The sequence below is a fragment of the Curtobacterium sp. SP.BCo genome (assembly GCF_051903265.1).
Taxonomy (GTDB): domain Bacteria; phylum Actinomycetota; class Actinomycetes; order Actinomycetales; family Microbacteriaceae; genus Curtobacterium.
Genome location: NZ_CP194337.1, coordinates 1,810,624 through 1,833,558, shown reverse-complemented (window position 1 = coordinate 1,833,558; position 22,935 = coordinate 1,810,624). Strand labels below are relative to the sequence as shown.

Annotated in this window: 26 protein-coding genes and 1 tRNA gene; 9 read left to right on the top strand and 18 right to left on the bottom strand. The window is 72.0% G+C overall.

Annotated features, from left to right (window positions below; translation table 11 throughout):
• Positions 1-6: 6 nt before the first annotated feature.
• Both ACRQ4B_RS08820 and ACRQ4B_RS08815 read right to left on the bottom strand, forming a co-directional pair.
• Positions 7-489: a hypothetical protein gene (locus tag ACRQ4B_RS08820; protein WP_439694316.1), complete on the bottom strand. Its 483-nt coding sequence runs from the start codon at positions 487-489 to the stop codon at positions 7-9.
• Positions 490-627: 138 nt separating this feature from the next.
• Positions 628-1,290: a hypothetical protein gene (locus tag ACRQ4B_RS08815; protein WP_439694315.1), complete on the bottom strand. Its 663-nt coding sequence runs from the start codon at positions 1,288-1,290 to the stop codon at positions 628-630.
• 50 nt (positions 1,291-1,340) lie between these two features.
• On the opposite strand from ACRQ4B_RS08815, the gene arr reads away from it, so the two are divergent.
• Complete coding sequence (gene arr, locus ACRQ4B_RS08810) at positions 1,341-1,763, top strand: NAD(+)--rifampin ADP-ribosyltransferase (protein ID WP_439694314.1); 423 nt, start codon at positions 1,341-1,343, stop codon at positions 1,761-1,763.
• A 228-nt stretch (positions 1,764-1,991) separates the two neighbouring features.
• Here arr and ACRQ4B_RS08805 read toward each other — a convergent pair whose 3' ends face one another.
• Positions 1,992-2,204, bottom strand: coding sequence for a cold-shock protein (locus ACRQ4B_RS08805; protein WP_439694313.1), 213 nt, complete (start codon positions 2,202-2,204; stop codon positions 1,992-1,994).
• A gap of 14 nt (positions 2,205-2,218) precedes the next feature.
• Positions 2,219-3,328 carry a fatty acid desaturase family protein gene (locus tag ACRQ4B_RS08800; protein WP_439694312.1) on the bottom strand — a complete coding sequence of 370 codons (1,110 nt, stop codon included), beginning with the start codon at positions 3,326-3,328 and terminating at the stop codon, positions 2,219-2,221.
• A 157-nt stretch (positions 3,329-3,485) separates the two neighbouring features.
• Between ACRQ4B_RS08800 and ACRQ4B_RS08795 the strand changes: the two genes are divergently transcribed.
• A complete protein-coding gene (locus ACRQ4B_RS08795; RefSeq protein ID WP_439694311.1) occupies positions 3,486-4,511 on the top strand; it encodes an LLM class flavin-dependent oxidoreductase in 1,026 nt (341 codons plus the stop codon).
• Between the two features lie 63 nt (positions 4,512-4,574).
• On the opposite strand, the gene ACRQ4B_RS08790 is transcribed toward ACRQ4B_RS08795, so the two are convergent.
• Entirely contained in the window at positions 4,575-5,075 is a 501-nt protein-coding gene (locus ACRQ4B_RS08790) for a VanZ family protein (RefSeq protein WP_439694310.1), read from the bottom strand.
• Positions 5,072-5,830 carry a TetR/AcrR family transcriptional regulator gene (locus ACRQ4B_RS08785; RefSeq protein WP_439694309.1) on the bottom strand — a complete coding sequence of 253 codons (759 nt, stop codon included), beginning with the start codon at positions 5,828-5,830 and terminating at the stop codon, positions 5,072-5,074. Before ACRQ4B_RS08785 ends, ACRQ4B_RS08790 begins: the two co-directional genes overlap by 4 nt.
• Before the next feature lie 96 nt (positions 5,831-5,926).
• Between ACRQ4B_RS08785 and ACRQ4B_RS08780 the strand changes: the two genes are divergently transcribed.
• From ACRQ4B_RS08780 to ACRQ4B_RS08770, 3 genes are read left to right on the top strand one after another with little or no spacing between them, the layout of a single operon-like run.
• The gene (locus ACRQ4B_RS08780; RefSeq protein WP_439694308.1) at positions 5,927-6,667 is read left to right on the top strand and encodes an SDR family oxidoreductase; all 741 of its coding nucleotides are present in this window, start codon (positions 5,927-5,929) and stop codon (positions 6,665-6,667) included.
• Complete coding sequence (locus tag ACRQ4B_RS08775; protein ID WP_439694307.1) at positions 6,667-7,569, top strand: SDR family oxidoreductase; 903 nt, start codon at positions 6,667-6,669, stop codon at positions 7,567-7,569. Before ACRQ4B_RS08780 ends, ACRQ4B_RS08775 begins: the two co-directional genes overlap by 1 nt.
• Positions 7,570-7,609: 40 nt before the next feature.
• Positions 7,610-7,816, top strand: coding sequence for a tautomerase family protein (locus ACRQ4B_RS08770; protein WP_439694306.1), 207 nt, complete (start codon positions 7,610-7,612; stop codon positions 7,814-7,816).
• Positions 7,817-7,926: 110 nt separating this feature from the next.
• Here the strand turns inward: ACRQ4B_RS08770 and ACRQ4B_RS08765 are convergent, their stop codons facing one another.
• Positions 7,927-8,400, bottom strand: a complete 474-nt coding sequence (locus tag ACRQ4B_RS08765; RefSeq protein WP_439694305.1) for a hypothetical protein — start codon at positions 8,398-8,400, stop codon at positions 7,927-7,929.
• Between the two features lie 326 nt (positions 8,401-8,726).
• On the opposite strand from ACRQ4B_RS08765, the gene ACRQ4B_RS08760 reads away from it, so the two are divergent.
• On the top strand, positions 8,727-9,191 hold the full coding sequence (locus tag ACRQ4B_RS08760) for a VOC family protein (RefSeq protein WP_439694304.1): 465 nt from the start codon (positions 8,727-8,729) through the stop codon (positions 9,189-9,191).
• A gap of 104 nt (positions 9,192-9,295) precedes the next feature.
• Here ACRQ4B_RS08760 and ACRQ4B_RS08755 read toward each other — a convergent pair whose 3' ends face one another.
• From ACRQ4B_RS08755 to ACRQ4B_RS08740, 4 genes are all read right to left on the bottom strand, one after another.
• The gene (locus ACRQ4B_RS08755; RefSeq protein WP_439694303.1) at positions 9,296-9,457 is read right to left on the bottom strand and encodes a hypothetical protein; all 162 of its coding nucleotides are present in this window, start codon (positions 9,455-9,457) and stop codon (positions 9,296-9,298) included.
• 244 nt (positions 9,458-9,701) lie between these two features.
• Positions 9,702-9,775, bottom strand: a tRNA-Pro gene (locus ACRQ4B_RS08750).
• 136 nt (positions 9,776-9,911) lie between these two features.
• Positions 9,912-10,496: a hypothetical protein gene (locus ACRQ4B_RS08745; RefSeq protein ID WP_439694302.1), complete on the bottom strand. Its 585-nt coding sequence runs from the start codon at positions 10,494-10,496 to the stop codon at positions 9,912-9,914.
• A complete protein-coding gene (locus ACRQ4B_RS08740) occupies positions 10,493-11,317 on the bottom strand; it encodes an endonuclease/exonuclease/phosphatase family protein (RefSeq protein WP_439694301.1) in 825 nt (274 codons plus the stop codon). Before ACRQ4B_RS08740 ends, ACRQ4B_RS08745 begins: the two co-directional genes overlap by 4 nt.
• A 70-nt stretch (positions 11,318-11,387) precedes the next feature.
• Between ACRQ4B_RS08740 and ACRQ4B_RS08735 the strand changes: the two genes are divergently transcribed.
• Positions 11,388-12,860 (top strand): hypothetical protein, encoded by a 1,473-nt coding sequence (locus ACRQ4B_RS08735; RefSeq protein ID WP_439694300.1) that lies wholly within the window; start codon positions 11,388-11,390, stop codon positions 12,858-12,860.
• Positions 12,861-12,934: 74 nt separating this feature from the next.
• Positions 12,935-15,082, top strand: a complete 2,148-nt coding sequence (locus ACRQ4B_RS08730; RefSeq protein ID WP_439694299.1) for a RecQ family ATP-dependent DNA helicase — start codon at positions 12,935-12,937, stop codon at positions 15,080-15,082.
• Between the two features lie 61 nt (positions 15,083-15,143).
• On the opposite strand, the gene ACRQ4B_RS08725 is transcribed toward ACRQ4B_RS08730, so the two are convergent.
• Positions 15,144-16,016, bottom strand: a complete 873-nt coding sequence (locus tag ACRQ4B_RS08725) for an oxidoreductase (protein ID WP_439694298.1) — start codon at positions 16,014-16,016, stop codon at positions 15,144-15,146.
• 102 nt (positions 16,017-16,118) lie between these two features.
• On the opposite strand from ACRQ4B_RS08725, the gene ACRQ4B_RS08720 reads away from it, so the two are divergent.
• Positions 16,119-16,991 carry a helix-turn-helix domain-containing protein gene (locus ACRQ4B_RS08720; protein WP_439694297.1) on the top strand — a complete coding sequence of 291 codons (873 nt, stop codon included), beginning with the start codon at positions 16,119-16,121 and terminating at the stop codon, positions 16,989-16,991.
• Here ACRQ4B_RS08720 and ACRQ4B_RS08715 read toward each other — a convergent pair.
• From ACRQ4B_RS08715 to ACRQ4B_RS08690, 6 genes are all read right to left on the bottom strand, one after another.
• Positions 16,942-17,463, bottom strand: coding sequence for a hypothetical protein (locus ACRQ4B_RS08715; protein ID WP_439694296.1), 522 nt, complete (start codon positions 17,461-17,463; stop codon positions 16,942-16,944). The two genes, ACRQ4B_RS08720 and ACRQ4B_RS08715, sit on opposite strands and share 50 nt — an antisense overlap.
• A 305-nt stretch (positions 17,464-17,768) precedes the next feature.
• Positions 17,769-18,395: a hypothetical protein gene (locus ACRQ4B_RS08710; RefSeq protein WP_439694295.1), complete on the bottom strand. Its 627-nt coding sequence runs from the start codon at positions 18,393-18,395 to the stop codon at positions 17,769-17,771.
• A gap of 7 nt (positions 18,396-18,402) precedes the next feature.
• Positions 18,403-19,923 carry a ribosome biogenesis GTPase Der gene (gene der, locus ACRQ4B_RS08705; RefSeq protein WP_439694294.1) on the bottom strand — a complete coding sequence of 507 codons (1,521 nt, stop codon included), beginning with the start codon at positions 19,921-19,923 and terminating at the stop codon, positions 18,403-18,405.
• A 68-nt stretch (positions 19,924-19,991) separates the two neighbouring features.
• A complete protein-coding gene (cmk, locus tag ACRQ4B_RS08700; protein ID WP_439694373.1) occupies positions 19,992-20,675 on the bottom strand; it encodes a (d)CMP kinase in 684 nt (227 codons plus the stop codon).
• A gap of 176 nt (positions 20,676-20,851) precedes the next feature.
• The gene (locus ACRQ4B_RS08695; RefSeq protein ID WP_439694293.1) at positions 20,852-21,976 is read right to left on the bottom strand and encodes a prephenate dehydrogenase; all 1,125 of its coding nucleotides are present in this window, start codon (positions 21,974-21,976) and stop codon (positions 20,852-20,854) included.
• A gap of 20 nt (positions 21,977-21,996) precedes the next feature.
• Positions 21,997-22,752, bottom strand: a complete 756-nt coding sequence (locus ACRQ4B_RS08690) for a pseudouridine synthase (RefSeq protein ID WP_439694372.1) — start codon at positions 22,750-22,752, stop codon at positions 21,997-21,999.
• Positions 22,753-22,935: the final 183 nt, after the last annotated feature.

Genomic DNA, 22,935 nt, shown 5'->3' with positions numbered 1-22,935 from the left:
CGCCGGTCAGCCGTCGGGGGACGCGGTACCGACGATCACGAGCCGCCACGCACTCGACCGGTCGCTGTCGAACGCGGTGAACCCGACCGAGTCCACCCCGGTCGTGGCGAGTTCGGTCAGCCGGACGGTGTGCGGGCTGTCGCGGCAGTCGACGGGTTCGAGCCGCAGGCTTCCCGACGTGGCGCCGGCCTGGATGCGCACGATCCCCTGCATGTGCCCGTTGCCGTAGCAGGAGAACTCGAGGTGGTCGACGTCGTGCGACGCCGGGAACTGCAGGCTCACCCCGGGCCCGACGTCGGACGGGTCCTGCTCACCCGGTCCGATGTCGGCCGTCAGCACGCCGAGGACGTCCGGGTCGGCTTCGGTCGCCGCGTCCTGCGCGCTCTGCCAGTCGGCGAGCGCCTGCTCGTCGACCGGCGGCGGCGCCGCGCAGCCGGCCAGCAGCAGCACGCCGGCCAGCGCCGGGACGAGGACGTGGGGACGGGACACGGAGCCGAGCCTACGGACTGGAGGCGCGGTACCAGCTGGCACCGCGCCTCCAGTCCGCTTCCTGGTCGCGTCAGACGTCGCGTCGGCGCGCGACCGTGAGGGCGATGCCGCCAGCGCGTCCGGCGACCGCGTCCACCCTCAGGGGAAGATGCCGTGCGCCGTGCAACGGACGTCCGGACCGCTCGCGAGCAGAGCCCGCAGCCCGGTCCAGTCACCACGGTGGTCGGGATCGACCTCGGCACGGCACCGCTCGGCGAACTCGGCGGCCCGGAGCGCGAGCTCCGGGCCGAGCGATCCGGTCAGGAGCTCCTGCGCGGCGGCAGCACGGGCATCGCGGGAGGACCCGGACCGGTGGTGGACGGTTCCCTCGTCCCGGTCGACCGCGACCATCACGTCCACCAGGGCCGCACGGACGATGCCGAGCACGAGGTGCATCCCGATCAGGTCGTTCCCACGACCGAAGCGCGCCGCGGCGAGCGCCGCGTCGAACCGCACGCCGTTGTCCGACGGCGGCGTCGGGAGTCCGATGCGCCGGCCGCGCACCGCGAGGTCGACCCGCCGTCCGTCGGCGAGGACGAGCCGGAGGTGCTGCGCGCCGACCTGCTGGTGGTCCTGCCACGCCCAGGGCGTGCCGCCGAGCAGGTCCTGCGCCGCGACGTCCTCCGTCAGCTGCAGCTCGACGTCGAGGTCGCTCCAGCCGTCCAGGAGGTCGGGCTCGGTGACGGAACCGTACGGCACGACGGTGCTGCCGTTCGGGACCTGCTCGCGGATCCGCTCGAGGAGGTCGATCTGCCAGGTCATGCGCGGAGCCTACGGCAGCGCACTGGCCTCGGCAGCGCTAGCCTGTCGCCGTGAACGGCGCACTCGACGACGGGTCCTTCTTCCACGGGACCACGGCGGACCTGCGGGTCGGCGACCTGCTCACCGCCGGGTTCCGCTCGAACTACCGGCCCGAGGTCGTCATGAACCACGTGTACTTCACGGCGTTGCGCGACGGCGCCGGCCTCGCTGCCGAGCTCGCCGCCGAGCTCACCGCGGGTGACGCTCGCCCGCGGGTCTACGAGGTCGAACCGACCGGTGCGTTCGAGGACGACCCGAACGTCACCGACAAGAAGTTCCCCGGGAACCCGACCCGCTCGTTCCGCAGCGCGGAGCCACTCCGTGTGGTGCGCGAGGTCACCGACTGGCCCCGACTGACGCCTGAGGCGCTGCAGGCCTGGCGCGACCGTCTGACGGTGCTGCGCGCCGACGAGCGGGGCGAGATCATCAACTGACCGAGCGGGCGGCGCTCGGCGACCCCGATGCTGAGCAGGAAACGTCGGGTCGACGGGCGCAACACGACCATTCGTGCTCACGAAGTGGCCGCAGCCCCGCAGCGTCGGCGTCGGGAGCGGGACGGGAAGGAACGTCCGACTGGACGACGGACGGACGGGAGGCACGGTGCCAGCTGGCATCGTGCCTCCCGTCCGTCCCTGGTGACGTCCGTCACCCGACCGCGTGCGTCAGCCGCGGATGACCGAGATCTTGTCCGCCTGCGGACCCTTCTTGCCGGGGCCGACCTCGTAGCGCACGTGCTCCGAGCCCTCGAGGGACCGGAGCCCGGTCGTCACGACGATGCTGGAGAAGTGGGCGAACAGGTCCTGCGACCCGTCGTCCGGGGTGATGAAGCCGAAGCCCTTGGTGCTGTCGAACCACTTCACGGTGCCGGTGGGCATGTCGTCTCCCCGGCTCAGTGGATGCGCAGCTGCGTGACCATGGGGCACGCGAACGGGTCCCGGGCGGTGAGACCGACCCGGTTGAGGTACCGGACGACGATGCCGTAGGAGCGCAGCAGCGTGGTCTCGGTGTAGGGCACGTCGAGCGTGTCGCAGTGGTCTCGGACGAGCAGGCGGGCCTGCTTCAGCGCCGGACGGGGCATCGACGGGAACAGGTGGTGCTCCACCTGGTAGTTCAGGCCGCCCATCAGGAACGAGACCCACCAGCCGCCGCGGATGTTGCGGGAGGTGCGGACCTGGCGCGAGAAGAAGTCGACCTTGGCGTCGTGCGCGATGGTCGGCATGCCCTTGTGGTTCGGGGCGAACGAGGCGCCCATCATCACGCCGAAGACGGCGAGCTGCACACCGAGGAACGCGCAGGCCATGCCGAACGGCAGGAACCAGAACACGACCGTCAGGTAGATGCTGAACCGGGCGACGAGCAGGGCGGCCTCGAGCCAGCGGTGCTTCACGTCGGCCTTCGTGCCGTTGCCGGTGACGATCGACATGACCGCGTACCGGTGCAGGTTGAGGCCCTCGAGCGTCAGCAGCGGGAAGAACAGCCAGCCCTGGAAGCGCATGAACGTCGTCATGAGCGGACCGCGCACGGCGGCGGCGTCCTCCGGCAGGAACCGGATGCCGTCCGGCGCGATGTCCGGGTCCTTGCCGACGGTGTTCGGGTTGCCGTGGTGGCGGGTGTGCTTGTTCATCCACCACGAGTAGCTGAGGCCGACCATGAACGTGCCGAGCCAGCGGCCGGCGTGGTCGTTCCACCGCTGCGAGGCGAAGACCTGGCGGTGCGCGGCCTCGTGCGAGAGGAACGCGAACTGCGTGAAGATGACGCCGAGGGCTCCGGCGACGATGAGCTGGAACCAGGAGTCACCGAGGAACGCGAACGCGACCCAGGTGAGCGCGAGGCCGACGGCCAGGCTGGCGAACAGCGTCCAGTAGAACCCGGTGCGACGGCGCAGGAGGCCGTTCTCCTTCACCTGCGCGAGGAGCGCGGAGTAGGTCGAGGTGCCGTTGCGGCTCCCCGTTCCGGGGCGAGTGCGGGTGTAACCCGGCGCGAGCGGAGTGGTGGTCATGAGGACCGACCTTCCGTTGACGGATCGGTCCTTCAACCAATGCGAGGGAGTTCACGCGGTTTGCGCTTGCGGCGACACTAGGGGCAGAAGTTGCGTGTTCGCCTGGCAGTCCGGATTACGAGGACGGACCGTCTGCGTCGTCTGGCACGATCGGGACATGCCCCTCGACGGAACTCCCCTGCACCGGCTCGGCTTCCTGACCATCGGGTCGTTCGACCCCGCCCGACCGGCGCAGGGACACGAGGAGACGCTGCGGGTGATCGAGCGCGCCGAAGCACTCGGCTTCGACAGTGCCTGGCTCCGGCACCGCCACCTGCAGCACGGCATCTCCTCCCCCGTGGCGGTGATGGCCGCGGCATCGCAGCGGACCTCGCGGATCGACCTCGGGACCGCGGTCACGCCGCTCGGCGCCGAGAACCCCTTCCGGCTCGCCGAGGACCTCGGCACCGTCGACGTGCTCCTCGGGGGCCGCCTGAACCCCGGGTTCTCGGTCGGCACCCCGATGCACTTCGACCTCTACCAGGGCGCGATCTACCCCGACACCGCGGAGCAGGAGGACCTCGGCAACGACCGGCTCCTGCGGTTCCGCGACCTCGTGCGCGGTGACCCGGTCACCGCCGCCGTCGAGCGTCGGGGCATCGAGGAGTTCGCGCAGTCGGTCCAGCCGCACAGCGCCGGCCTGGTGGACCGCATCTGGTACGGGACCGGCAGCACGAGGTCCGCGGTGTGGGCCGCCGAGAACGGGTTCCACCTGCTCACCTCGAGCGTCACGCGCAGCGAGCACGGCACCGACTTCGCCACGAACCAGCGCGCCCAGATCGACGCCTACCTCGACGCCCACGCCGACCCGGGAACCGCCCGCGTGTCGCAGGGTCTCGTGGTCATCCCGACGGACACCGCGACGCCCGAGCAGGAGGCGCGCTACCGCGCCTACGTCGAGGCGCGCTCCGGCCGGGTCGGCGTGCCGATGGGTCCCGCGGGGATGCTCTTCGCGGCCGACCTCGTCGGCACCTCCGCCGAGATCGCCGACCGGCTGCGGGCCGACTCCGGCTACCAGGCCGTGACCGAGGTCGCCTTCGCGCTGCCCTTCTCGTTCGAGCCGGCGGACTACGCCCAGATCATCACGGACATGGCCGAGCGGCTCGGGCCGGAGCTCGGCTGGGCGCCGCAGCGCGCGGTCTGAGGACCGCACCGGATCGACGGACTGGAGGCGCGGTGCCAGCTGGCACCGCGCCTCCAGTCCGACTCAGCCGGAGACGGCGACGACGCCACGGCGTCGGTCGATCGTGCAGATCACCAGCGCCACCACGGCACCCAGGACCGCTCCGACGCTGTTCATGAACCAGTCGTTCGTGTCGCAACGACGACCGAGCGCCGGCACGACGGCCTGCACGACCTCGATGGCGGCGGAGAGGACCACGGCACCGCCGAGGACGGCGAACGGCCGGTTCGTCGCCGTCCCGAGGAAGAGCACCAGCGGCAGCAGCATCGCGACGTTGGCGAGCGTGTCGAGGCCCTGGAACGGGACGGAGAACTGCACGGTGCACGTGACGCCGCCCGGCCGAGCACCGTCGGGCAGGAGCGTGAGCACGAGCACCGCGACGAGCGACACCGCCGACAGGCCGAGCAGCACGGCGCGGAGCCGGAGACGGTGCAGGATCCAGGCGAGGCCGACTGCGACGATCACGGCCATCCAGAAGGCGACGGGGACCAGAGCGGCGTGTTCGACGAGGAACGTGGAGATCATGCTGGGTCCTCGGGGTCGTCGCCGTGGTCGGCCGCATGGTCGAGTCGGTCGAGCCACACCCGCATGAGCGCGGACTCCTCCGGGAGCAGTGCGTTCGACCCGCCGGCGTCGAGCTGTGCGCGGAGCTGTCGACGGGGCGCTGCGTCGTCGTCGTGGCCCGGACCGGGCGACTCGACGAGGACCGCTCCGAAGACCGCGTCACGGAGCGCGTCGGCGACGGCATCGGCGTCGGCGTCGGCGTCGGCGTCGGCGTCGGCGTCGTGCCGCACGGGCGTGCTCATCCGGTCGAGCGCGATCCCGACGTTCGCGGCGAGCAGCATGCTCGCTGCAACGGGCACGTCGACGCGGAGCATGCCGGCGGCGGCGCAGCGGGTCAGCGTCCGCTCGAGCAGCGCGGTCACGCCGTCCCGGGCCGAGCTGTTCGCCCACGGCCGGGGAGCGAACATCAGTCGGTAGAGCGCGGCGTGCTCACGGGCGAAGGCGAGGTGGTCGCCCCAACCACGACGGAGATCGGCCGAGGGGTCGTCGGACACCTCGAGTTCGGCCTTGCGCTGCGCGTACCGCTCCAGCCCGGCGTCGGCGAGGGCGTCGAGGAGCCCGCGCTTGTCACCGAAGACGCGGTAGAGCACGGGTTGGGTCACCCCGACCGCCTCGCACACGGCGCGGGTGGCGATGTCCCCGTCGGCAGACGCGACGAGCTGCTCCTCGGCGGCACGGAGCAGCGCGCTCCGGATTGCTTCGTCAGATCGGGCCATGCACCGATCGTAGCGCAGGTTGTATCGCTGCTCGTAGTCGTGTTACGTTCTGTCGTAACGCCGAAATGACTCGGCCGTATCAGTGAAAGGACCATGATGAGCACCACATCTGAACGAGTCGCCGTCGTGACGGGCGGATCCCGCGGCATCGGCCGTGCCGTCTCGGTGCGGCTGGCGGCCGCCGGCTTCACGGTCGTCGTGAACCACGCCAGCGGAACGGCCGCCGCCGACGCCACCGTCGAGGAGATCCGCGGAGCCGGCGGTCACGCCGTCGCTGCGCGCGCCGACGTGGCCGACGAGCACGCCGTCGCCGCGATGTTCGACCAGGTCGAGGACGACCACGGTGGCGTCGACGTCGTCGTGCACTCCGCCGGACGACTCGCACTCTCGACGATCGCCGACCAGGACCTCGACGTCCTCGACGCCCTGCACCGGACGAACATCCGCGGGACCTTCGTCGTCGCACAGCAGGCAGCACGTCGCCTCCGGGCCGGCGGGGCGTTCGTCGGCATGTCGACATCGGTGGTCGGGACGCAGTTCCCGACCTACGGCGCCTACGTCGCGAGCAAGAGCGCGGTCGAGGGCATGACGATGATCCTGGCGAAGGAGCTGCGCGGTCGCGACGTCACGGCGAACGTGGTCGCTCCGGGGCCGACGGCGACCGAGCTGTTCCTCGACGGGAAGACCCAGGAGCAGATCGACACGCTCGCGAAGGTCCCGCCCCTCGAGCGCCTCGGCACGCCGGAGGACATCGCCGGTGTCGTGGCGTTCCTCGCCAGCCCCGCCGGGCACTGGGTCAACGGCCAGACCATCCGCGCCAACGGTGGGATGGTCTGATGCCCGCCCCGCAGGTCGTCCTCGTCACCGGCGCGTCCAGCGGCTTCGGTCGCCTGGCGGCGGAGTCGCTCGCCCGGGCGGGCAACGTCGTCGTCGCGGGGATGCGCGCCGTCGCCGGTCGGAACGCGTCCGCTCGTGCAGCACTCGAGGACCTCGCCGTGCGCGATGGCCTGCAGCTCGGCGCCGTCGAGCTCGACGTCCAGTCGCAGCAGTCCGTCGAGGACGCCGTCGAGACGGTGGTCCGTACCCACGGGCGGATCGACGTGCTCGTCCAGAACGCCGGACACATGGCGTACGGTCCGGCCGAGGCGTTCACGCCGGAGCAGTTCGCGGCGCTGTACGACGTCAACGTGGTCGGTGCCCAGCGCGTCGCCCGCGCCGTCCTCCCCCACATGCGTGAGCGCCGCTCCGGGCTGGTCGTCTGGGTGGGCAGCTCGTCCACCCGCGGCGGGCACCCGCCGTTCCTGGCACCGTACTTCGCGGCGAAGGCCGGCATGGACGCGCTCGCCGAGAGCTACGCCGCAGAACTCGTGCGCTTCGGCATCGACACGACCATCGTGGTCCCGGGTGCCTTCACCTCGGGGACGAACCACTTCACCAACGCCACGATCCCCGCAGACGCCGATCGCGTCGCCGCGCACGACGAGGAGTACGGGACGCTCCGACAGCAACTGACGGGCCGCCTCGCCGAGATCGTGCCGGCGGACGCCGACGTCCAGGACGTCGCCGACGCGATCGTGCGCGTCGTCGGCCTCCCCGACGGTGGTCGTCCGTACCGCGTCCACGTCGACCCCTCGCGCGACGGCAGCGAGGTCGTCTCGACGGTCGCGGACCGGATCCGCGCCGAGTTCTACCACCGCGTCGGCATCGAGGACCTGCTGTCCCCGAACGCCGCACTCTGACCCCCGGAACGTCCGGGACACACCCACCGAGAGGAACACCATGCCCTTCGCCAACATCAAGGTCCCCGCTGACACCCTGACCGCCGAGTCGAAGAAGAAGCTCCAGGACGCCGTCACCGACGCCATCGTCGACGTCTACGGGGAACGAGCACGTCCCACGACGCTCGTGATCCTCGACGAGGTCGCCGACGGCGGCTGGATGCTCGGCGGCACCATCCTCAACGAGGAGCTGCTCGGTCGCGTCTGATCGGCCGACCGCGGAACGACGGGAGCCCGGGAGACCGGGTTCCCGTCACCGGGGGCCAGCGCAGCGTGGATCGCTCCGGCCCGTCACCGGCGAGATGGGAACCATCGACCTCACGGGCGGGTGCCTCGTCCAGCGCGCCGCGCGATCACCGCCCCGGCGATGAGGACAGCACCGGTCATCGCCGGGTAGCCGCTGACCGCCCCGTAGCCGATCGCGTCGAACGGGCTCAGCCACTGCGTGGTTCCCGTCGTCCAACTGATGCGCTGCGTGACTGCGAACACCGTCACCAGCAGCATCACCGCACCAGCGGCCACCCCGACGATCGGCCAGCGAGATCCGGCCGTGACCGCACCAGCAGCAGCGACGACCAACCCGACCAGGATCAGCGGATGCGTCGTGAACGCTCCGCCCAGCGGTGCAGTCGCGATCACCACGACGACGTAGTAGGCGACCAGGCCTCCAGCGACACCGACGAGCGCCTGTGTCGCAGATCGGTACCACTGACGCGCGTCGCGTTCCTCGATCGCGACTTGAGGTGCTGCCATGACCTTCTCCTCACCTTGGGACGTCGTCGTCCTGATCAACCGGGGTTGCACGCCAGGTTCTTGTCGGCCGAGAGCGACACCGTCGAGTCACCGACCGCGTTCTCCGCGTGCCACGTCTTTGTCGCGCTGTTCACACAGCGTCGCACAGTGCCCAGTACATCGTCGTCTTCGGCGACACGTCGCTGTCCTGACGAGGAGGACCGGGGTCACTGACAACAGTCACACTCGGCCGTACAGATTTCAGGTGTGCAAGATGTACTGTCACCGATCACCGCGCTCAGGGTGACCTGTCTGCGACCCGGACTCGGCGCATCGTCGAGCCTCGGTTCTCGGACGGCCGTCGAGCTGCGCCCGATACTGATGGGATGACATCACCGCTCGTCTCAGAGGTCGCCCATTCCGGACTCACCGTGACCGATCTCGATGACGCGTTGGCGCTGTGGTGTTCCGGTCTCGGCTTCACGCTCGAACGCACCTTCACGCTCGATGCCCCCACCACGGTCGCGACCACCGGTGTCGACGGCGCGACGATCCGTGCAGCAACGGTCACGCTCGGGGACCATCGAGTCGAGCTGCTGCAGTACGACCCACCTCGGGCGGCGCACGCAGATGGATCACCCGCGACCATCGGCACGGCGCACATCGCGCTGACGGTCTCGGACCTCGACCGTGTGCTCGATCTCTGCGCGAGACACGGGTGGCGGCCGGTCGGGGCGCCCCACCGGATGACCAGCGGTGCCCGAACCGGCACCCGAATCACCTACCTCGAGGGTGAGCGTGGCGGGTTCCTCGAACTGATCTCGCCACAAACGATTCCGGAACCTGGATGAGGTCACGACCGCCACGGATGAGTTGTATTCCCGGTCAGGAGCGCGCCCATCGCACAGCACTTCGCGTTCCTCGGGACACGACGGCAGCCGGAGGACGCTGCTTCCTAGATCGACGAGCGACGCGCGGTGATCGCGGCCGTGACCCCTCCGACGATGAGCACGACCCCCACGAGCGCTCCGAAGTAGAGGGGCATGTAGGAGTAGTTGCCTGTGGTGTGCGACTGCTGACCGAGCCACAGGCTCTCGGAGAGCACTTGTCCCGCCATCAACAGAACCAGCACGGCTCCGAGTCCGCTCGTGACCCAACCCCACACAGCATGTCCCCGCTTCATGCGATCGATCCTCCCAGATCGGCGCAAGCGGCGCGCGAGGCTGTTCGGGGAAGCAGCAGGACCCTCCGAAAGGCGAGACAGCCGGCCTCGCGGGTGGCACCCGGACGGACCGCACCGTGATCGCCGTCGGGACGACGACAGCCCGCCGACATCGTCGGCGGGCTGTCGTTCGGTTCGGTCGGGCTGACAGGATTTGAACCTGCGACCCCTTGACCCCCAGTCAAGTGCGCTACCAAGCTGCGCCACAGCCCGCGAGTCCCGAGGGACCCAGGACCCCGGAGGATCCTCGCCCGCATCCGACCGGAGCGCGAGCGACCGGTCCAGCATAGCGGACGCCAGACCCCGCCCGTGCCACGGCGAGTCGCGACGGGCGCCCCGCGCCGGCCGGTCACGCCCTCGGTCGCACCACGGTCCGACGTGCCGCGAGCCAGGGCAGCCCGAACCCGACGAGCAGCCCGCCGAGGCCGTCCGCCGCCAGGTCGCCGATCGTGTCGTCGTACCCGACGAAGATGGCCGAGTCGACGAAGTTGTGCCCGAGCCACTCCCCCATCTCCCAGGCCGCCCCGATCGCGAGCCCGGCGCAGAGTGCGAGCACCGCGACGACGCCCCGGCGTTCGTCGGTGGGTGCGGGCACGGCGCGGAGGTCCGACCCGATGACGTACAGGACCGCGGCGAGCAGCCCGGTCAGCACGACGTGGAAGAACTTGTCCCAGAGGAACACCGAGGTGTACCACTCGAGCACGCTCGACCACCCGGCGACCAGGACGAGCACGCACACGAGCACGTCGAACGCCGGCCGGAGCCCGAGCATCCGCGGCACGACGACGCCGAGCAGGCACAGCGCCATCACCGGGAAGGCCGTCCCGCCCCACCCGATCGAGGCGACGACGAGGCTCACGACCACGAGCGCACGAACGACGTCGGCGACGAGGAGGGTCGGCCGCAGGAACGTCGGCCCGAACGTGGCGATCACGGTGTCCACCGCACGACGGCGTGCACGGCGGCGTGGTCGGACGGCCAGACGCCGCCCGGCTGCCGGTCGGACACGGCGACGCGTCCGACGGTGGCCTCCCGGGTCACGAGGACGCCGTCGATGCGCCGGCCGCCGACGCGCGGACGCGCGTAGTGCGGGTACGTCCCGACGGGCTCGGTGACCGGCCGGGAGGCGCGGCTCCAGCTGTCGACGATCCCCGCCTCCGCCAGCGCTCGCCAGGGGGCGGTGCCCGCCGCGCAGTTCCAGTCCGCCATCACCACGGCGGGCAGCCCGCGTTCCCTGACGATCCGCCCGATGAGCTCGGCGGAGCGCACCCGCGCCCACGGTGAGACGACGTCGAGGTGCGTGGCGAGTGCCGTGAACGTGACGTCGGTGGCTCGGTCACGGACGACGGCGCCGACGATGTGCCGCGGGAAGGCGGTGCCCCACGACATCGAGCCGGGGCGGTGCGGTCGGCGCGACAGCGCCCAGGACCGTCGCTCGACGACGTCGAGCCGGGTCCGGTCGAGGAACAGGCCCACCTGTTCCCCACCGCCGCGACGGCCTCGTCCCACCAGGACGGGTTCCCATCGCGACCCGAGGGCGGCCGTGAGGTCCGCTGCCTGGTCGGGCAGTGCCTCCTGGACGGCGAGCACGGTGGGTGCTTCGGAGGCGACGAGCGCGACCACGGCGTCGCGGCGGCGCTCCCACGCGTCGGGGTGTCCGGCGGGTCGTGGGACCCGACGACGGACGTTGAGCGTGACGCAGTGCACGTCGGGCGGCTGCACCTCGCCGATGAGCGGGCGGTCGTCGTCGGGCATGCCTCCCTTCTACGAGACGACACCCGTCGGATTCCCAGGGACCTCCCCGGACGGCTCGTAGGGTGGCCCGATGCGTTCCGGCCCCACCTCCCGTGTCCTCCTCGCACTCGCGGCCACCGGGCTGCTGCTCGGCGCCGCCGGGTGCACGGCGGGACAGTCGGCCCCGGCGCGACCGACGCTCGCGACGGCCTCGGCGGACACCGTGACGGTCGCTGCCCAGTCGGACGCCGCCGAGCGGTCGATCCGGGCGAGTCGCGCGCTCTTCGCGACCGCACCGGGAGCCGTCGTCGCGCCCGAGGGCGACGCCGCGGCGATCCGGTCCGCGGCGAGCGCCGCGGCGGACGCGCACGTGCCGGTGCTGCTGGCCGGCGAGCACACCGCGGACGTCGCACGCGAGCTGCACCGCCTTCGCGCCGACTGGTACCAGGCGGCGGGGAAGGTCGCGCTCGACACGGACGTCCAGCAGCGGGAGGCGCCGGACGCGGGCGAGACGCCGGAGGCGGGCAGTGCCTCCAGGCAGGCGACCGTCGTCGTGGCGGACGCGAGCGCGGACGCCGCCGTGGTGGGGACCGCGAAGGCGGCGGGTGCGCGCGTGGTGACGATGCCGGACGGGGTGACCGACCCGTCGGCCGCACCCGGTGTCGTGACCGCACTGCACGACCGGAAGGACCACCCGACGGTGCTCGTCGGGGCCGCGTTCGGCGATCTCGGCGACCCGGGGTGGGCCATCCGGGCGGCGGAGAACGGGTGGCAGCTGCCGAACGGCGGCCAGCGACCGTTCGACGGGCACCGGTACGTGGCGCTGTACGGGGCGCCCGGAGCGCCGGCGCTCGGTGTCCTCGGGGAGCAGAGCCCGGCCGCGACGGTGCAGCGGGCGCGGTCCGTCGCCGCCGAGTACGAGGGCCTCGGTGACGTACCGATCACGCCGGCGATGGAGGTCATCGCGACCGTCGCGGCCGGGGACGCCGGGGCGGACGGCGACTACTCCACCGAGTTGCCCGTGTCGACGCTCGAGCCGTACGTCGACGCCGCGCACGACGCCGGGATGCCGGTGATCCTCGACCTGCAGCCGGGGCGCTCGGACTTCCTGTCCCAGGCGAAGCGGTACGAGTCGCTGCTCGCGAAGCCGGGCGTCTGGCTGGCGCTCGACCCGGAGTGGCGGCTGACGGCGGACCAGGTGCCGCTGCGGCAGATCGGCAGCGTGTCGGCGTCGGAGGTGAACGAGGTGTCGTCGTGGCTGGCGGACCTCGTGCAGTCGAAGGGGCTGCCGCCGAAGGCGTTCGTGCTGCACCAGTTCCGCCTGTCGATGCTCCAGGACCGCTCGACGCTGCAGTCGCACCCGGAGCTCGACATGCTCATCCACGTCGACGGGCAGGGGTCGCAGCCGGACAAGCAGGCGACGTGGAAGGCGCTGCACGTGGATGCTCCCGCCGGGGTGCACTGGGGGTGGAAGAACTTCTACGACGAGGACCAGCCGATGCTGACGCCGCAACAGACGATGGCGGACGTCTCGCCGACACCGTCGCTCATCACGTACCAGTAGCGGGTCACGGCGCGTCGTCCACAGCATGGAGGCGCGACCTGCGTTTCGTCGGTCGGTGCTGACAGCATGGGGGCATGGACACCCCCGCTGCCGCTCCGACCGCCGTCTCGCCCTCTGCGGACATCGCCGCCGAGGCACAGCAGGCGCTCGCTGCGCTCACGGGGCGGCCCGACGCTGTGTTCCACCCCGGGCAGCTCGAGGCGATCTCCGCGCTCGTGGAGCACCGGCAGCGTGCGCTCGTCGTGCAGCGCACCGGGTGGGGCAAGTCCGCCGTGTACTTCCTCGCGACGCTGCTGCTGCGACGACGGGGCGGCGGTCCGACCGTCCTGGTGTCCCCGCTGCTCGCCCTGATGCGTGACCAGGTCGCCGCCGCCGCGCGGGCCGGTGTCCGAGCGGTGTCGATCAACTCGGCGAACGCGCACGAGTGGGGTGAGACGCAGGCCGCGCTCGTCCGTGACGAGGTCGACGTGCTGCTCGTCTCCCCCGAGCGGTTGAACAACCCGAAGTTCCGCGACGAGCAGCTGCCGACGTTGATCGCCCGGATGGGGATGCTCGTCGTCGACGAAGCGCACTGCATCTCCGACTGGGGCCACGACTTCCGCCCGGACTACCGGCGGCTCGCCGAGCTCATCCGCTCCCTGCCGCACGGCGTGCCCGTGCTGGCCACCACCGCGACGGCGAACGAGCGCGTGGTCGAGGACGTCGCCGAGCAGCTGACCGCCGGCCCGGCCGACCCGGTGTTCACCATCCGGGGCTCGCTGGCGCGTGCGTCGCTCCGTCTCGGTGTGCTGACCCTGCCCGACGCCCGGCAGCGGCTCGGCTGGTTGCTCGCCCACCTCGGCGACCTGCCGGGCAGCGGCATCATCTACACGCTCACGGTGTCGGCGGCCGAGGACATCGCCCGGCTCCTGCGCGAGAACGGCTACGCCGTGCGTGCCTACACCGGTCGCACCGACACCGAGGAACGCGAACAGCTCGAACAGCAGCTCAAGGGCAACGAGCTCAAGGCCCTGATCGCGACGAGCGCCCTCGGCATGGGGTTCGACAAGCCGGACCTCGGGTTCGTCGTGCACGTCGGGGCACCGTCCTCCCCCGTCGCCTACTACCAGCAGATCGGTCGCGCCGGCCGCGCGACGGACAACGCCGACGTGCTCCTGCTCCCGGGGCGTGAGGACCGCGAGATCTGGCAGTACTTCGCCAGCGCGTCGATGCCGACCGAGGCGCGCGCTGCCGCCGTGCTCGACGCCCTGTCGACCGACACGGCGATGTCGACCGTGGCGCTCGAGGGGCTCGTCGACATCAAGCGCTCCACCCTCGAACTCCTCCTCAAGGTGCTCGACGTCGACGGTGCGGTGCGCCGGGTCGCCGGCGGCTGGGTCGCCACCGGGCAGCCGTGGCAGTACGACGCGCCCCGGTACGAGCGCGTCGCCGCCGCCCGCGCCGCTGAGGCCGCGTCGATGCTCGACTACGAGTCGACCGCGCAGTGCCGCATGCAGCTCCTGCAGCAGGACCTCGACGACCCCTCGGCGGAACCCTGCGGCCGGTGCGACAACTGCGCCGGGACGTGGTTCCCGACCGCGGTCTCGGACTCCGACGCGTCCGGCGCCGCCGCTGCGCTCGACAAGGTCGGCGTCGAGATCGCCCCGCGTGCGCAGTGGCCGTCGGGCATGTCCGCACTCGGGGTCGCCGTGCGGGGCAAGATCGCGCCGGACGAGCTCGTGCAGCCCGGGCGCGCGGTCGCCCGCCTGACCGACCTCGGCTGGGGCGGTCCGCTCCGCGCGCTGTTCGCCCCCTCGACGCCGGACGCGCCGATCTCCCGCGAGCTCGTCGACGGGTGCGTCCGAGCGCTCAAGGACTGGCCGTGGGAGACCCGGCCGACCGGCGTCGTGGCGATGTCGTCACGGTCACGGCCGGAACTCGTCGGGTCGCTGGCGCAGGCACTCTCCTCGATCGGGCGTCTCACGTTCCTCGGCACGCTCGGTCGGGACGGCGGGACGCCCCGCGGGGACGGCGCGACGAACAGTGCCTACCGGTTGTCCGGCGTGTGGGACACCTTCGTGGTCGATCCCGCGCTGGCGGCGGCGCTGCAGGCGCACGAAGGGCCGGTGCTGCTCGTGGACGACCTGGTGGACAGCCGGTGGACGATGACGGTGGCGGGGCGGGAGCTCCGACGGGTCGGTGCGTCCGTCGTGTTGCCGTTCGCCCTCGCCACCGTCGCTTGACCCCGGCCGACCGTCGGGCGGCACGGGTCGGGCCGCGCCGCTGGTCAGGCGGTGCCGCTGGTCAGGCGGCGCCGATCGCGTCGAGTTCCGCCAGTGCGTCCTCGGGCAGGGTGAAGCCGGCCGAGGCCACGTTGTCGCGCAGGTGCGCGACCGACGAGGTCCCCGGGATGAGGAGCATGTTCGGCGAGCGCTGCAGCAGCCACGAGAGCGCGACGGTCAGCCGCGAGACCCCGAGGCGTTCGGCGACGGCGTCCAGCGCACCGGACTGCAGCGGCGAGAACCCGCCGAGCGGGAAGTACGGCACGTAGGCGATCCCCTGCGCAGCGGTGACGTCGACCATGGCGTCGTCCGCACGGCGGGCGACGTTGTAGAAGTTCTGCACGCACACGACCGGAGCGATCGCCTGCGCCTCCGCGAGCTGCTCCGCGTCGACGGTGGACAGGCCGAGGTGCTTGATCAGGCCCTGCTGCTGCAGTTCGGCGAGCGCCTCGAACTGCGGCGCGATGCCGCCCGGCTCCGGCGCGTCGAAGCCACCCATGCGGAGGTTCACGACGTCGAGCTGCTCGAGGCCGAGGTTCCGGAGGTTGTCGTGCACCTGCTCGACGAGTTCGTGCGGCTCCCGGGCGTGCGGCCATCCGCCCTGGGCATCCCGGCGGGCGCCGACCTTCGTCACGATGTGGAGGCCCTCGGCGTACGGGTGCAGCGCTTCGCGGATGACCTGGTTCGTGACGTGCGGGCCGTAGAAGTCCGAGGTGTCGATGTGGGTGATGCCGAGTTCGACGACCGTGCGCAGGACGCGGATCGCCTCGTCGCGGTCGGTGGGGGGCCCGAACACACCGGGACCCGCGAGCTGCATGGCGCCGTACCCGACGCGGGTGAGGGTGAGGTCGTCGGCGAGGCGGTAGGTGCCGCCGGGGAGGTTCGTGTCGGTCATGTCCACCACCATGCGCTCATCGGCGGCGTCAGGGCAGGTCCCCGCTGACCCTGGGACCACGGGGACCAGGATCGGGGCCGCCCCGGTCCGTAGCATCGGGGTGTGAGCGACAACACGTTGGGCGAGTACCTGCGGGCACGGCGCGAGCTCGTCCGGCCCGAGGACGCAGGCCTTCGCGTGACCGGGGTCCGTCGGACACCGGGTCTGCGGCGTGAGGAGGTCGCGACCCTCGCCGGCATCAGCGCCGACTACTACCTCCGGCTCGAGCAGGGACGGGACCGCAACCCGTCCGCGCAGGTCCTCGACGCCGTCGCGCGGGTGTTCGGGCTGGACGCGACGGCGGCGGCGTACCTGCGCGGCCTCGCCGACACGACGGGCGACCGGCGACGGACGGCTCCGCGGCTCCGGCTCGAACGGGTACCGACCGGGACCCTGCAGCTGATCGACGTCATCGGCTTGCCGGCCTTCGTCGAGAACCGCGCGTTCGACGTCCTCGCCGCGAACACCCTCGCGACCGCACTCTCACCGGGGATGCGTGCCGGCGAGAACCGGCTCCGCACGATGTTCCTCGACCGTGCGGAGCAGGAACGGTACCCGGACTGGGAGGCGCAGATGGGCGGTATGGTCGCCTCGTTCCGGTCGTCGATCGGCACCGACGTCCAGGACCCGGCGATCACCACCCTGGTCGGCGAGCTCTCCCTGGGCAGCGAGGACTTCCGTCGGCTCTGGGCACGGCACGACGTCCGACCGCTGGCGGGTGGCTCGGTGCGGATGTGGCACCCGGAGGTCGGTGACCTCGAACTCCGCCGCGAGAAGCTCGCCGTCGGCGGGACGGACGGGCAACTGCTCGTGGTGCACCACGCTGAGCCGGGGTCGCCCTCGGCCCGGGCGTTGGCGCTGCTCGGGAGCCTCGCGGCGCCCGCGCCTACTGCTTCGCGGGCTTCGGGAACGTCGCCCGCATGTGATCCGTCGTGAGCACGTCCCCGATGCCGATCATCAGCAGCGAGAAGACGATCTGCTCGATCACCATCCAGAACGGGTAGAGCCCGGGGATCGCTGCGATCACCAGCGTCACGATCGGGAAGATCCGGCTGAACAACCGCAGCCGCTGGTACGCCCAGTAGTAACCGAGCTGTGCCCGCCACGCGAACACGTAGAGCGTCAAGGTGATGAGCAGCACGACCGTCGCTCGGAACCACACGGCCCACTGCACGGTCTGCCCGGCGTTGGTGAGCAGCACGGCGACCACGATCGCGGTGAGTCCGACGATCGTCTCCGCGACGAGCAGCCACCGGATCCACCGGAACGAGCGGACCGTCTCGGGGTGGTCGAGCATGTCCTCGCGGATCACGTAGCCCGCCTGGCGCCCGCCGGCCACGCGGTCGAGGTGCAGACGGCACCACAGGCTGTCGGCGAGGGCACCGATCCCGGCGTTCTGCTGCGTCACGTCTCCATGGTGCCGCATCCGCAGCGCGGCCTGCGCCAGGCGGGCACCGCGCCGGCTCCGGCAGGCATCGCGCCCCGCTCCGCGAGCCATCGCGCCCCGCAACGGACACTGCGCCCGCTCCGCGAGCCATCGCGCCCCGCAACGAACACTGCGCCCGCTCCGCGAGCCATCGCGCCCCGCAACGGACACTGCGCCCGGGTGCACCGGGGCGCGGTGTCCGATCCGGGGCGCACTGCACCCGGCCGCCCAGCGCGAGCCAGCCAGCGCGAGCCAGCCAGCGCGGCGGACCGTCGACCGGCGGCGGGTCAGTCGGTGGGGAGCAGGGCGGCACCGCCGAGCACGTCGTCCGCGTCCGCGTCGATCACGACGAGGGAGCGGACCTCCTCCGGCAGGCCCCGGGGCGACTGGAGGTCGAAGGTGATCGTGCCGACGTCCGCCGGTACCACCCCGAGGTCCTTGTCGTCCTCCTCGTGCGCCGACCAGTACGCCACGGGCCTGCCGACGACGTCGCCCTCGGACAGGAGCACTCGGACGGACGAGACCGGGTGGCCGGACGCCACCCGCAGGTCCGCGATCGTGATCAGGAGGTGGTCGCCGTTCGTCGTGATCCGGACGTGCCCGGACGCCGAGCCGTTGAGCGGGACGAGTTCACCGGCGACGGGCGGCACCCGACGCCACCAGGGAGCGATGGGCGAGCCGTCGAGACCGTCGTCCGGGTCGGTCTCCGGTACCGCGATCGGGGCCCCGAGCACGTTCGACGGCGCCGGTGCGACCCCACCGCCGCCCTGCGTGGGCTCGGGCGCCGAGGAGACCGCGGTCTCGCGGGCGTCGAGACCGCGTTCGGCCTGCGTCGTGTACCAGGCGGCCCCGAGCAGGACGACGGCGAGCAGCGCAAGGAGCGCGACCAGCCACCGTCTCCTCGCGCCCGCCATGTCGGTCCTAGCGCTTGCGGCGCTCGCGCACCCGCATGTTGACGTTGATCGGCGTGCCCGCGAAGCCCCAGACCTCGCGGAGACGACGGGTGATGAACCGTCGGTACTGCGGGTCGAGGAACCCCGTGGTGAAGAGCACGAACGTCGGCGGCTGGCTCGACGCCTGCGTCCCGAACAGGATGCGGGGCTGCTTGCCGCCGCGGACGGGGTGCGGGTGCTCCTGCACGAGCTCGGCGATGAAGGCGTTGACCTTGCCGGTCGGGATGCGGGTGTCCCACGACTCGAGCGCGGTCTCGAGGGCCGGCACGAGCTTCTCGAGGTGCCGTCCGGTGCGGGCCGACATGTTCACGCGCGGAGCCCACGCCACGTGGGCGAGGTCCTGCTCGATCTCGCGCTCGAGGTAGCGGCGACGGTCGTCGTCGAGGAGGTCCCACTTGTTGTAGGCGAGCACGAGGGCACGACCGGACTCGAGCACCAGGTCGATGATGCGGAGGTCCTGCACGGAGATCGGCTCGGTGACGTCGAGGACGACCACGGCGACCTCGGCCTTCTCGAGCGCCGCGGTGGTGCGCAGCGAGGCGTAGAAGTCGGCGCCCTGCTGCAGGTGCACGCGCTTCCGGATGCCCGCGGTGTCGACGAAGCGCCAGACCTTGCCGCCGAGCTCGACCTGCTCGTCGACGGGGTCGCGCGTGGTGCCGGACAGTTCGTTCACGACGACGCGCTCTTCGCCCGCCGCCTTGTTGAGCAGCGAGCTCTTGCCGACGTTCGGACGGCCGAGGATCGCGACGCGCCGGGGCCCGCCGACCTCCTGCTTGGCGACCGCCGAGGTGTCGGGCAACGTCGCGATGATGAGGTCGAGCAGGTCCGCGACGCCGCGGCCGTGCAGGGCCGACACCGGGTGCGGCTCCCCCAGCCCGAGGTTCCACAGCTCGTAGGCGTCGAGGTCACGGCGGTCGTCGTCGGACTTGTTCGCGACCACGATGACCGGACGGTCGGTGCCGCGGAGCATCTTGACGACGTGCTCGTCGGTGGCGGTGATGCCGACCGTGACGTCGACGACGAAGAGCACGGCGTCGGCGAGGTCGATCGCGACCTCGGCCTGTGCGGCGACGGAGGCGTTGATGCCCTGGGCGTCGGGCTCCCACCCGCCGGTGTCGACGAGGGTGAACCGCTTGTCGTTCCACTCCGCCTTGTACGAGACGCGGTCGCGAGTGACGCCGGGGACGTCCTGCACGACGGCCTCGCGCCGACCGAGGATGCGGTTGACGAGCGCCGACTTGCCGACGTTCGGACGACCGACGATCGCGAGCACCGGGTACGCCGGCAGGTAGGTGATGCCGTCCTCGCCGAGCTGCCCGGCCTCGAGCAGGGCGACGTCCTCCTCGTCGAGCTCGTAGTCCTCGAGCCCGGCGCGGAGCGCGGTCGCCCGCTGCTCGGCCTCGGCCTCGTCGAGGCCGGCGAGACGCTCGCCGAGCGCGTCGTCGTACTCGGGGAAGTCGTCTCGTTCGGGGTTGTCCAGCTGCGCCATGTGGGTGTCCTTGCCGGCGACCCTTCGGTCGCGTGTTGTCAGTGCGTGGCCGCGCGGGGCCCTGGTGGTCAGTGCCCGGCCGCGCGGGCCAGGTCGACGACCGCTTGCACGGTCTGGTCGAAGTCGAGGTCGGTGGAGTCGAGCGTCGTGACGCCGTCGGCGGCGTTCATGAAGTCGACGACCTTCGCGTCCGCCGCGTCGCGACGAGCGAGTGCGGCGGAGGTCTCGGCGGCCGACTGGGTCGTGACCTCAGCCGAGCGCCGGGCCATTCTAACGGACTCGTCGGCGGTCAGCAGGATGCGCACGTCGGCGTCAGGTGCGACGACCGTCGTGATGTCCCGACCCTCGGTGATGATGCCCCGGCCCTCGGCCTTCCGCATCACGTTCCGGAACAGCTGCACGAGCCGCTGGCGGACCTCGGGCAACTTCGCGATGTGGGCCACCGCGCCGGTGACCTCAGGCGTGCGGATCGCGTCGGTGACGTCGGTGCCGTTGACCCGGACGAAGTAGGCGTCGGGGTCGGTGCCGATCGCGTAGTCGAAGGTGTCCCAGCTCGCCAGGACCGCTGCGGCGTCGTCGAGGTCGACCTGCCCCTGGAGCGCGTGCCACGCCAGCGCGCGGTAGGCGGCACCGGTGTCCTGGTAGCCGAACCCGAGCGCGCGGGCCGCGGCCCGGGACACGCTCGACTTGCCGCTGCCCGCCGGTCCGTCGACGGCGATCACGAACTTCGCGACGAACGCGCCGTTCGGCAGCCCGGCCGGGATCGGTGCGCTCGTGGAGCCCGGTTCGCCCCCGCCCTGACCGTCGGGTCCACCGGCGATGTCACCGCCGCCGAGCGGGCCGGGCTGGGCCTCGGGTGTGGGCAGCCCGGTGTCGGGGCCGTCCGGACCGCCGGTCACCCCGGACTCGGCGGCTGCGTGCGTTTCGTTCAGGCCCATGCTGCTGCGATCCTCCATCCGCGCCCCTCGAGTTCCTCGACGAGTCGCTGTTCCTGCTCGGGCACGACCGACACCTCGACGATGCCGATCTGCGCGCCCGGTGAGTGCTCGAGGCGCATGTCCTCGAGGTTGATGCCGATCTCCCCGATGAACGTGAGGAGCGCGGCGATCTGCCCGGGGGTGTCGTCGACGAGGACGACCACCTGGGCGAAGCGCTTGGTGGTGCCGTGCTTGCCCGGCAGCCGTTCGACACCGCGGTTGCCCGCGGCGATGGTCTCGGCGATGGCCCGCGGTGCCCCGGAGCCGGTCGGGTCGTCGAGCGCGACGAGGACGCGGTCGAGGTCGTCGCGGAGGTCCGCGAGCACCGGCCGGATGCGCGCCGCGTTCGCGCCGATGATCTGCACCCACAGGCCCGGGTCGCTCGCAGCGATGCGTGTGACGTCGCGGACGCCCCCGCCGGCGAGGCCGAGTGCGCCCGCGGGCGCGTCCCGGAGCCGGGCGGCCATGAGCGTCGACACGAGCTGCGGCGTGTGCGAGACGTACGCGACGGCGAGGTCGTGCGACTCCGGGTCCATCGGGACGACCGTGGCGCCGACGTCGAGCGCCAGGTCCTCGACCACGGCGGCACGCTGGTAGGAGATGTCGTCGTGGCCGGCGATCACCCACGGCTGCCCGAGGAACAGGTCGGCACGCGCGGCGGTGGGACCGCTGCGCTCCCGTCCGGCCATCGGGTGCGACCCGATGTACCGAGCGACGTCCGCCCCGGCAGCCCGGAGGCTCGCCAGCGGGCCGGACTTCACGCTCGCGACGTCCGTCACGACGGCGTCCGGGTACGCCGCGAGCTCGCGCTCGACGACGGTCGCGACGACGTCCGGCGGGACGGCCACCACGATCAGCTCCGGGGCGTCGCCCACCGCGGGGTGACGACCGGCGCCGTAGTCCACGGCGAGCGCCAGCGCGGCGGGTGAGACGTCGTCGAGGACGACGTCGACGCCCTTCTCGCGCAGCGCCAGGCCGATCGACGCACCGAGCAGCCCGGCACCGACGATCCGCACGGGTCCACGCAGACGCCGGTCGATCTCCGGGGCGTCGTGCGGGGTGCGGGCGTCGGTCACCGGGCAAGCCTACCGATGCGTCAGTCCGAGGACTCCGCGTCGTCGTCGCCCTGTGCCGGACCCTTCGCCTCACGGGCGATGCGGAGGAGCTTGCCGAGCTCGACGCTCGAGAGCTCCCGGGTCTTGCCGATCGGCAGCGCACCGAGGTGCAGCGGCCCGAACGAGCGCCGGACGAGTTCGAGCACCGGGTGGTCGACCGCGTCCAGCATGCGGCGGACGATGCGGTTCCGACCGGAGTGCAGCGTGATCTCGACGAGCGACTCGCCGCGCGAGGACTCGAGCAGCCGCACCTTGTCGGCGGCGATCCGTCCGTCCTCGAGCTCCACCCCGTCGAGCAGCCGCTGCACCGTGCCGGGGTTGACGTTGCCGCGGACCTTCGCGATGTACGTCTTCGTCACCCCGAACGACGGGTGCGCGAGCACGTGCGCGAGGTCGCCGTCGTTGGTCAGCACGAGGAGGCCCGACGTCTCGGTGTCGAGTCGCCCGACGTTGAAGAGGCGCTCCTCGTACCGGTCCACGTACTCGGACAGGTCGCGGCGACCGCGCTCGTCCTGCAGGCTCGACACCATGCCGGTCGGCTTGTTCAGCAGCACGTACCGTCGCGAGGTGTCGATCTGCACCGGCACGCCGTCGACGGCGATCTGGTCCGTCTCGGCGTCGACACGACGGCCGAGCGCGTCGACGACCTCGCCGTTGACCGTCACGCGGCCCTCGACGATCAGGTTCTCCGCGACCCGGCGGGACGCCACGCCCGCAGCGGCGATCACCTTCTGCAGGCGCTCACCTTCTGCCTGGAGGCCCGGTGCGGCTCCGGCGGACGCCGTCCCGTCCGCAGCGTCCCAGTCCGGGATGATCGGGCGCTCGGGCGTGCCCTCGAGCGGCTGCCCCTGCTGGTCGCGCGCGCCCTCGGGCCGCGGGGTGGTGCGGCGGTCGGTGCCGCGCGGGCCGGCGTTCCGGGG

What these genes read in the sequence shown, in the direction of transcription:
- ACRQ4B_RS08815 (WP_439694315.1), bottom strand. Translation starts at nt 1,290, where the DNA reads ATGACCTGGCAGATCGACCTCCTCGAGCGGATCCGCGAGCAGGTCCCG.
- ACRQ4B_RS08805 (WP_439694313.1), bottom strand. Translation starts at nt 2,204, where the DNA reads ATGCCCACCGGCACCGTGAAGTGGTTCGACAGCACCAAGGGCTTCGGC.
- ACRQ4B_RS08800 (WP_439694312.1), bottom strand. Translation starts at nt 3,328, where the DNA reads ATGACCACCACTCCGCTCGCGCCGGGTTACACCCGCACTCGCCCCGGA.
- ACRQ4B_RS08795 (WP_439694311.1), top strand. Translation starts at nt 3,486, where the DNA reads ATGCCCCTCGACGGAACTCCCCTGCACCGGCTCGGCTTCCTGACCATC.
- ACRQ4B_RS08790 (WP_439694310.1), bottom strand. Translation starts at nt 5,075, where the DNA reads ATGATCTCCACGTTCCTCGTCGAACACGCCGCTCTGGTCCCCGTCGCC.
- ACRQ4B_RS08785 (WP_439694309.1), bottom strand. Translation starts at nt 5,830, where the DNA reads ATGGCCCGATCTGACGAAGCAATCCGGAGCGCGCTGCTCCGTGCCGCC.
- ACRQ4B_RS08780 (WP_439694308.1), top strand. Translation starts at nt 5,927, where the DNA reads ATGAGCACCACATCTGAACGAGTCGCCGTCGTGACGGGCGGATCCCGC.
- ACRQ4B_RS08775 (WP_439694307.1), top strand. Translation starts at nt 6,667, where the DNA reads ATGCCCGCCCCGCAGGTCGTCCTCGTCACCGGCGCGTCCAGCGGCTTC.
- ACRQ4B_RS08770 (WP_439694306.1), top strand. Translation starts at nt 7,610, where the DNA reads ATGCCCTTCGCCAACATCAAGGTCCCCGCTGACACCCTGACCGCCGAG.
- ACRQ4B_RS08760 (WP_439694304.1), top strand. Translation starts at nt 8,727, where the DNA reads ATGACATCACCGCTCGTCTCAGAGGTCGCCCATTCCGGACTCACCGTG.
- ACRQ4B_RS08755 (WP_439694303.1), bottom strand. Translation starts at nt 9,457, where the DNA reads ATGGCGGGACAAGTGCTCTCCGAGAGCCTGTGGCTCGGTCAGCAGTCG.
- ACRQ4B_RS08740 (WP_439694301.1), bottom strand. Translation starts at nt 11,317, where the DNA reads ATGCCCGACGACGACCGCCCGCTCATCGGCGAGGTGCAGCCGCCCGAC.
- ACRQ4B_RS08735 (WP_439694300.1), top strand. Translation starts at nt 11,388, where the DNA reads ATGCGTTCCGGCCCCACCTCCCGTGTCCTCCTCGCACTCGCGGCCACC.
- ACRQ4B_RS08730 (WP_439694299.1), top strand. Translation starts at nt 12,935, where the DNA reads ATGGACACCCCCGCTGCCGCTCCGACCGCCGTCTCGCCCTCTGCGGAC.
- ACRQ4B_RS08725 (WP_439694298.1), bottom strand. Translation starts at nt 16,016, where the DNA reads ATGACCGACACGAACCTCCCCGGCGGCACCTACCGCCTCGCCGACGAC.
- ACRQ4B_RS08710 (WP_439694295.1), bottom strand. Translation starts at nt 18,395, where the DNA reads ATGGCGGGCGCGAGGAGACGGTGGCTGGTCGCGCTCCTTGCGCTGCTC.
- der (WP_439694294.1), bottom strand. Translation starts at nt 19,923, where the DNA reads ATGGCGCAGCTGGACAACCCCGAACGAGACGACTTCCCCGAGTACGAC.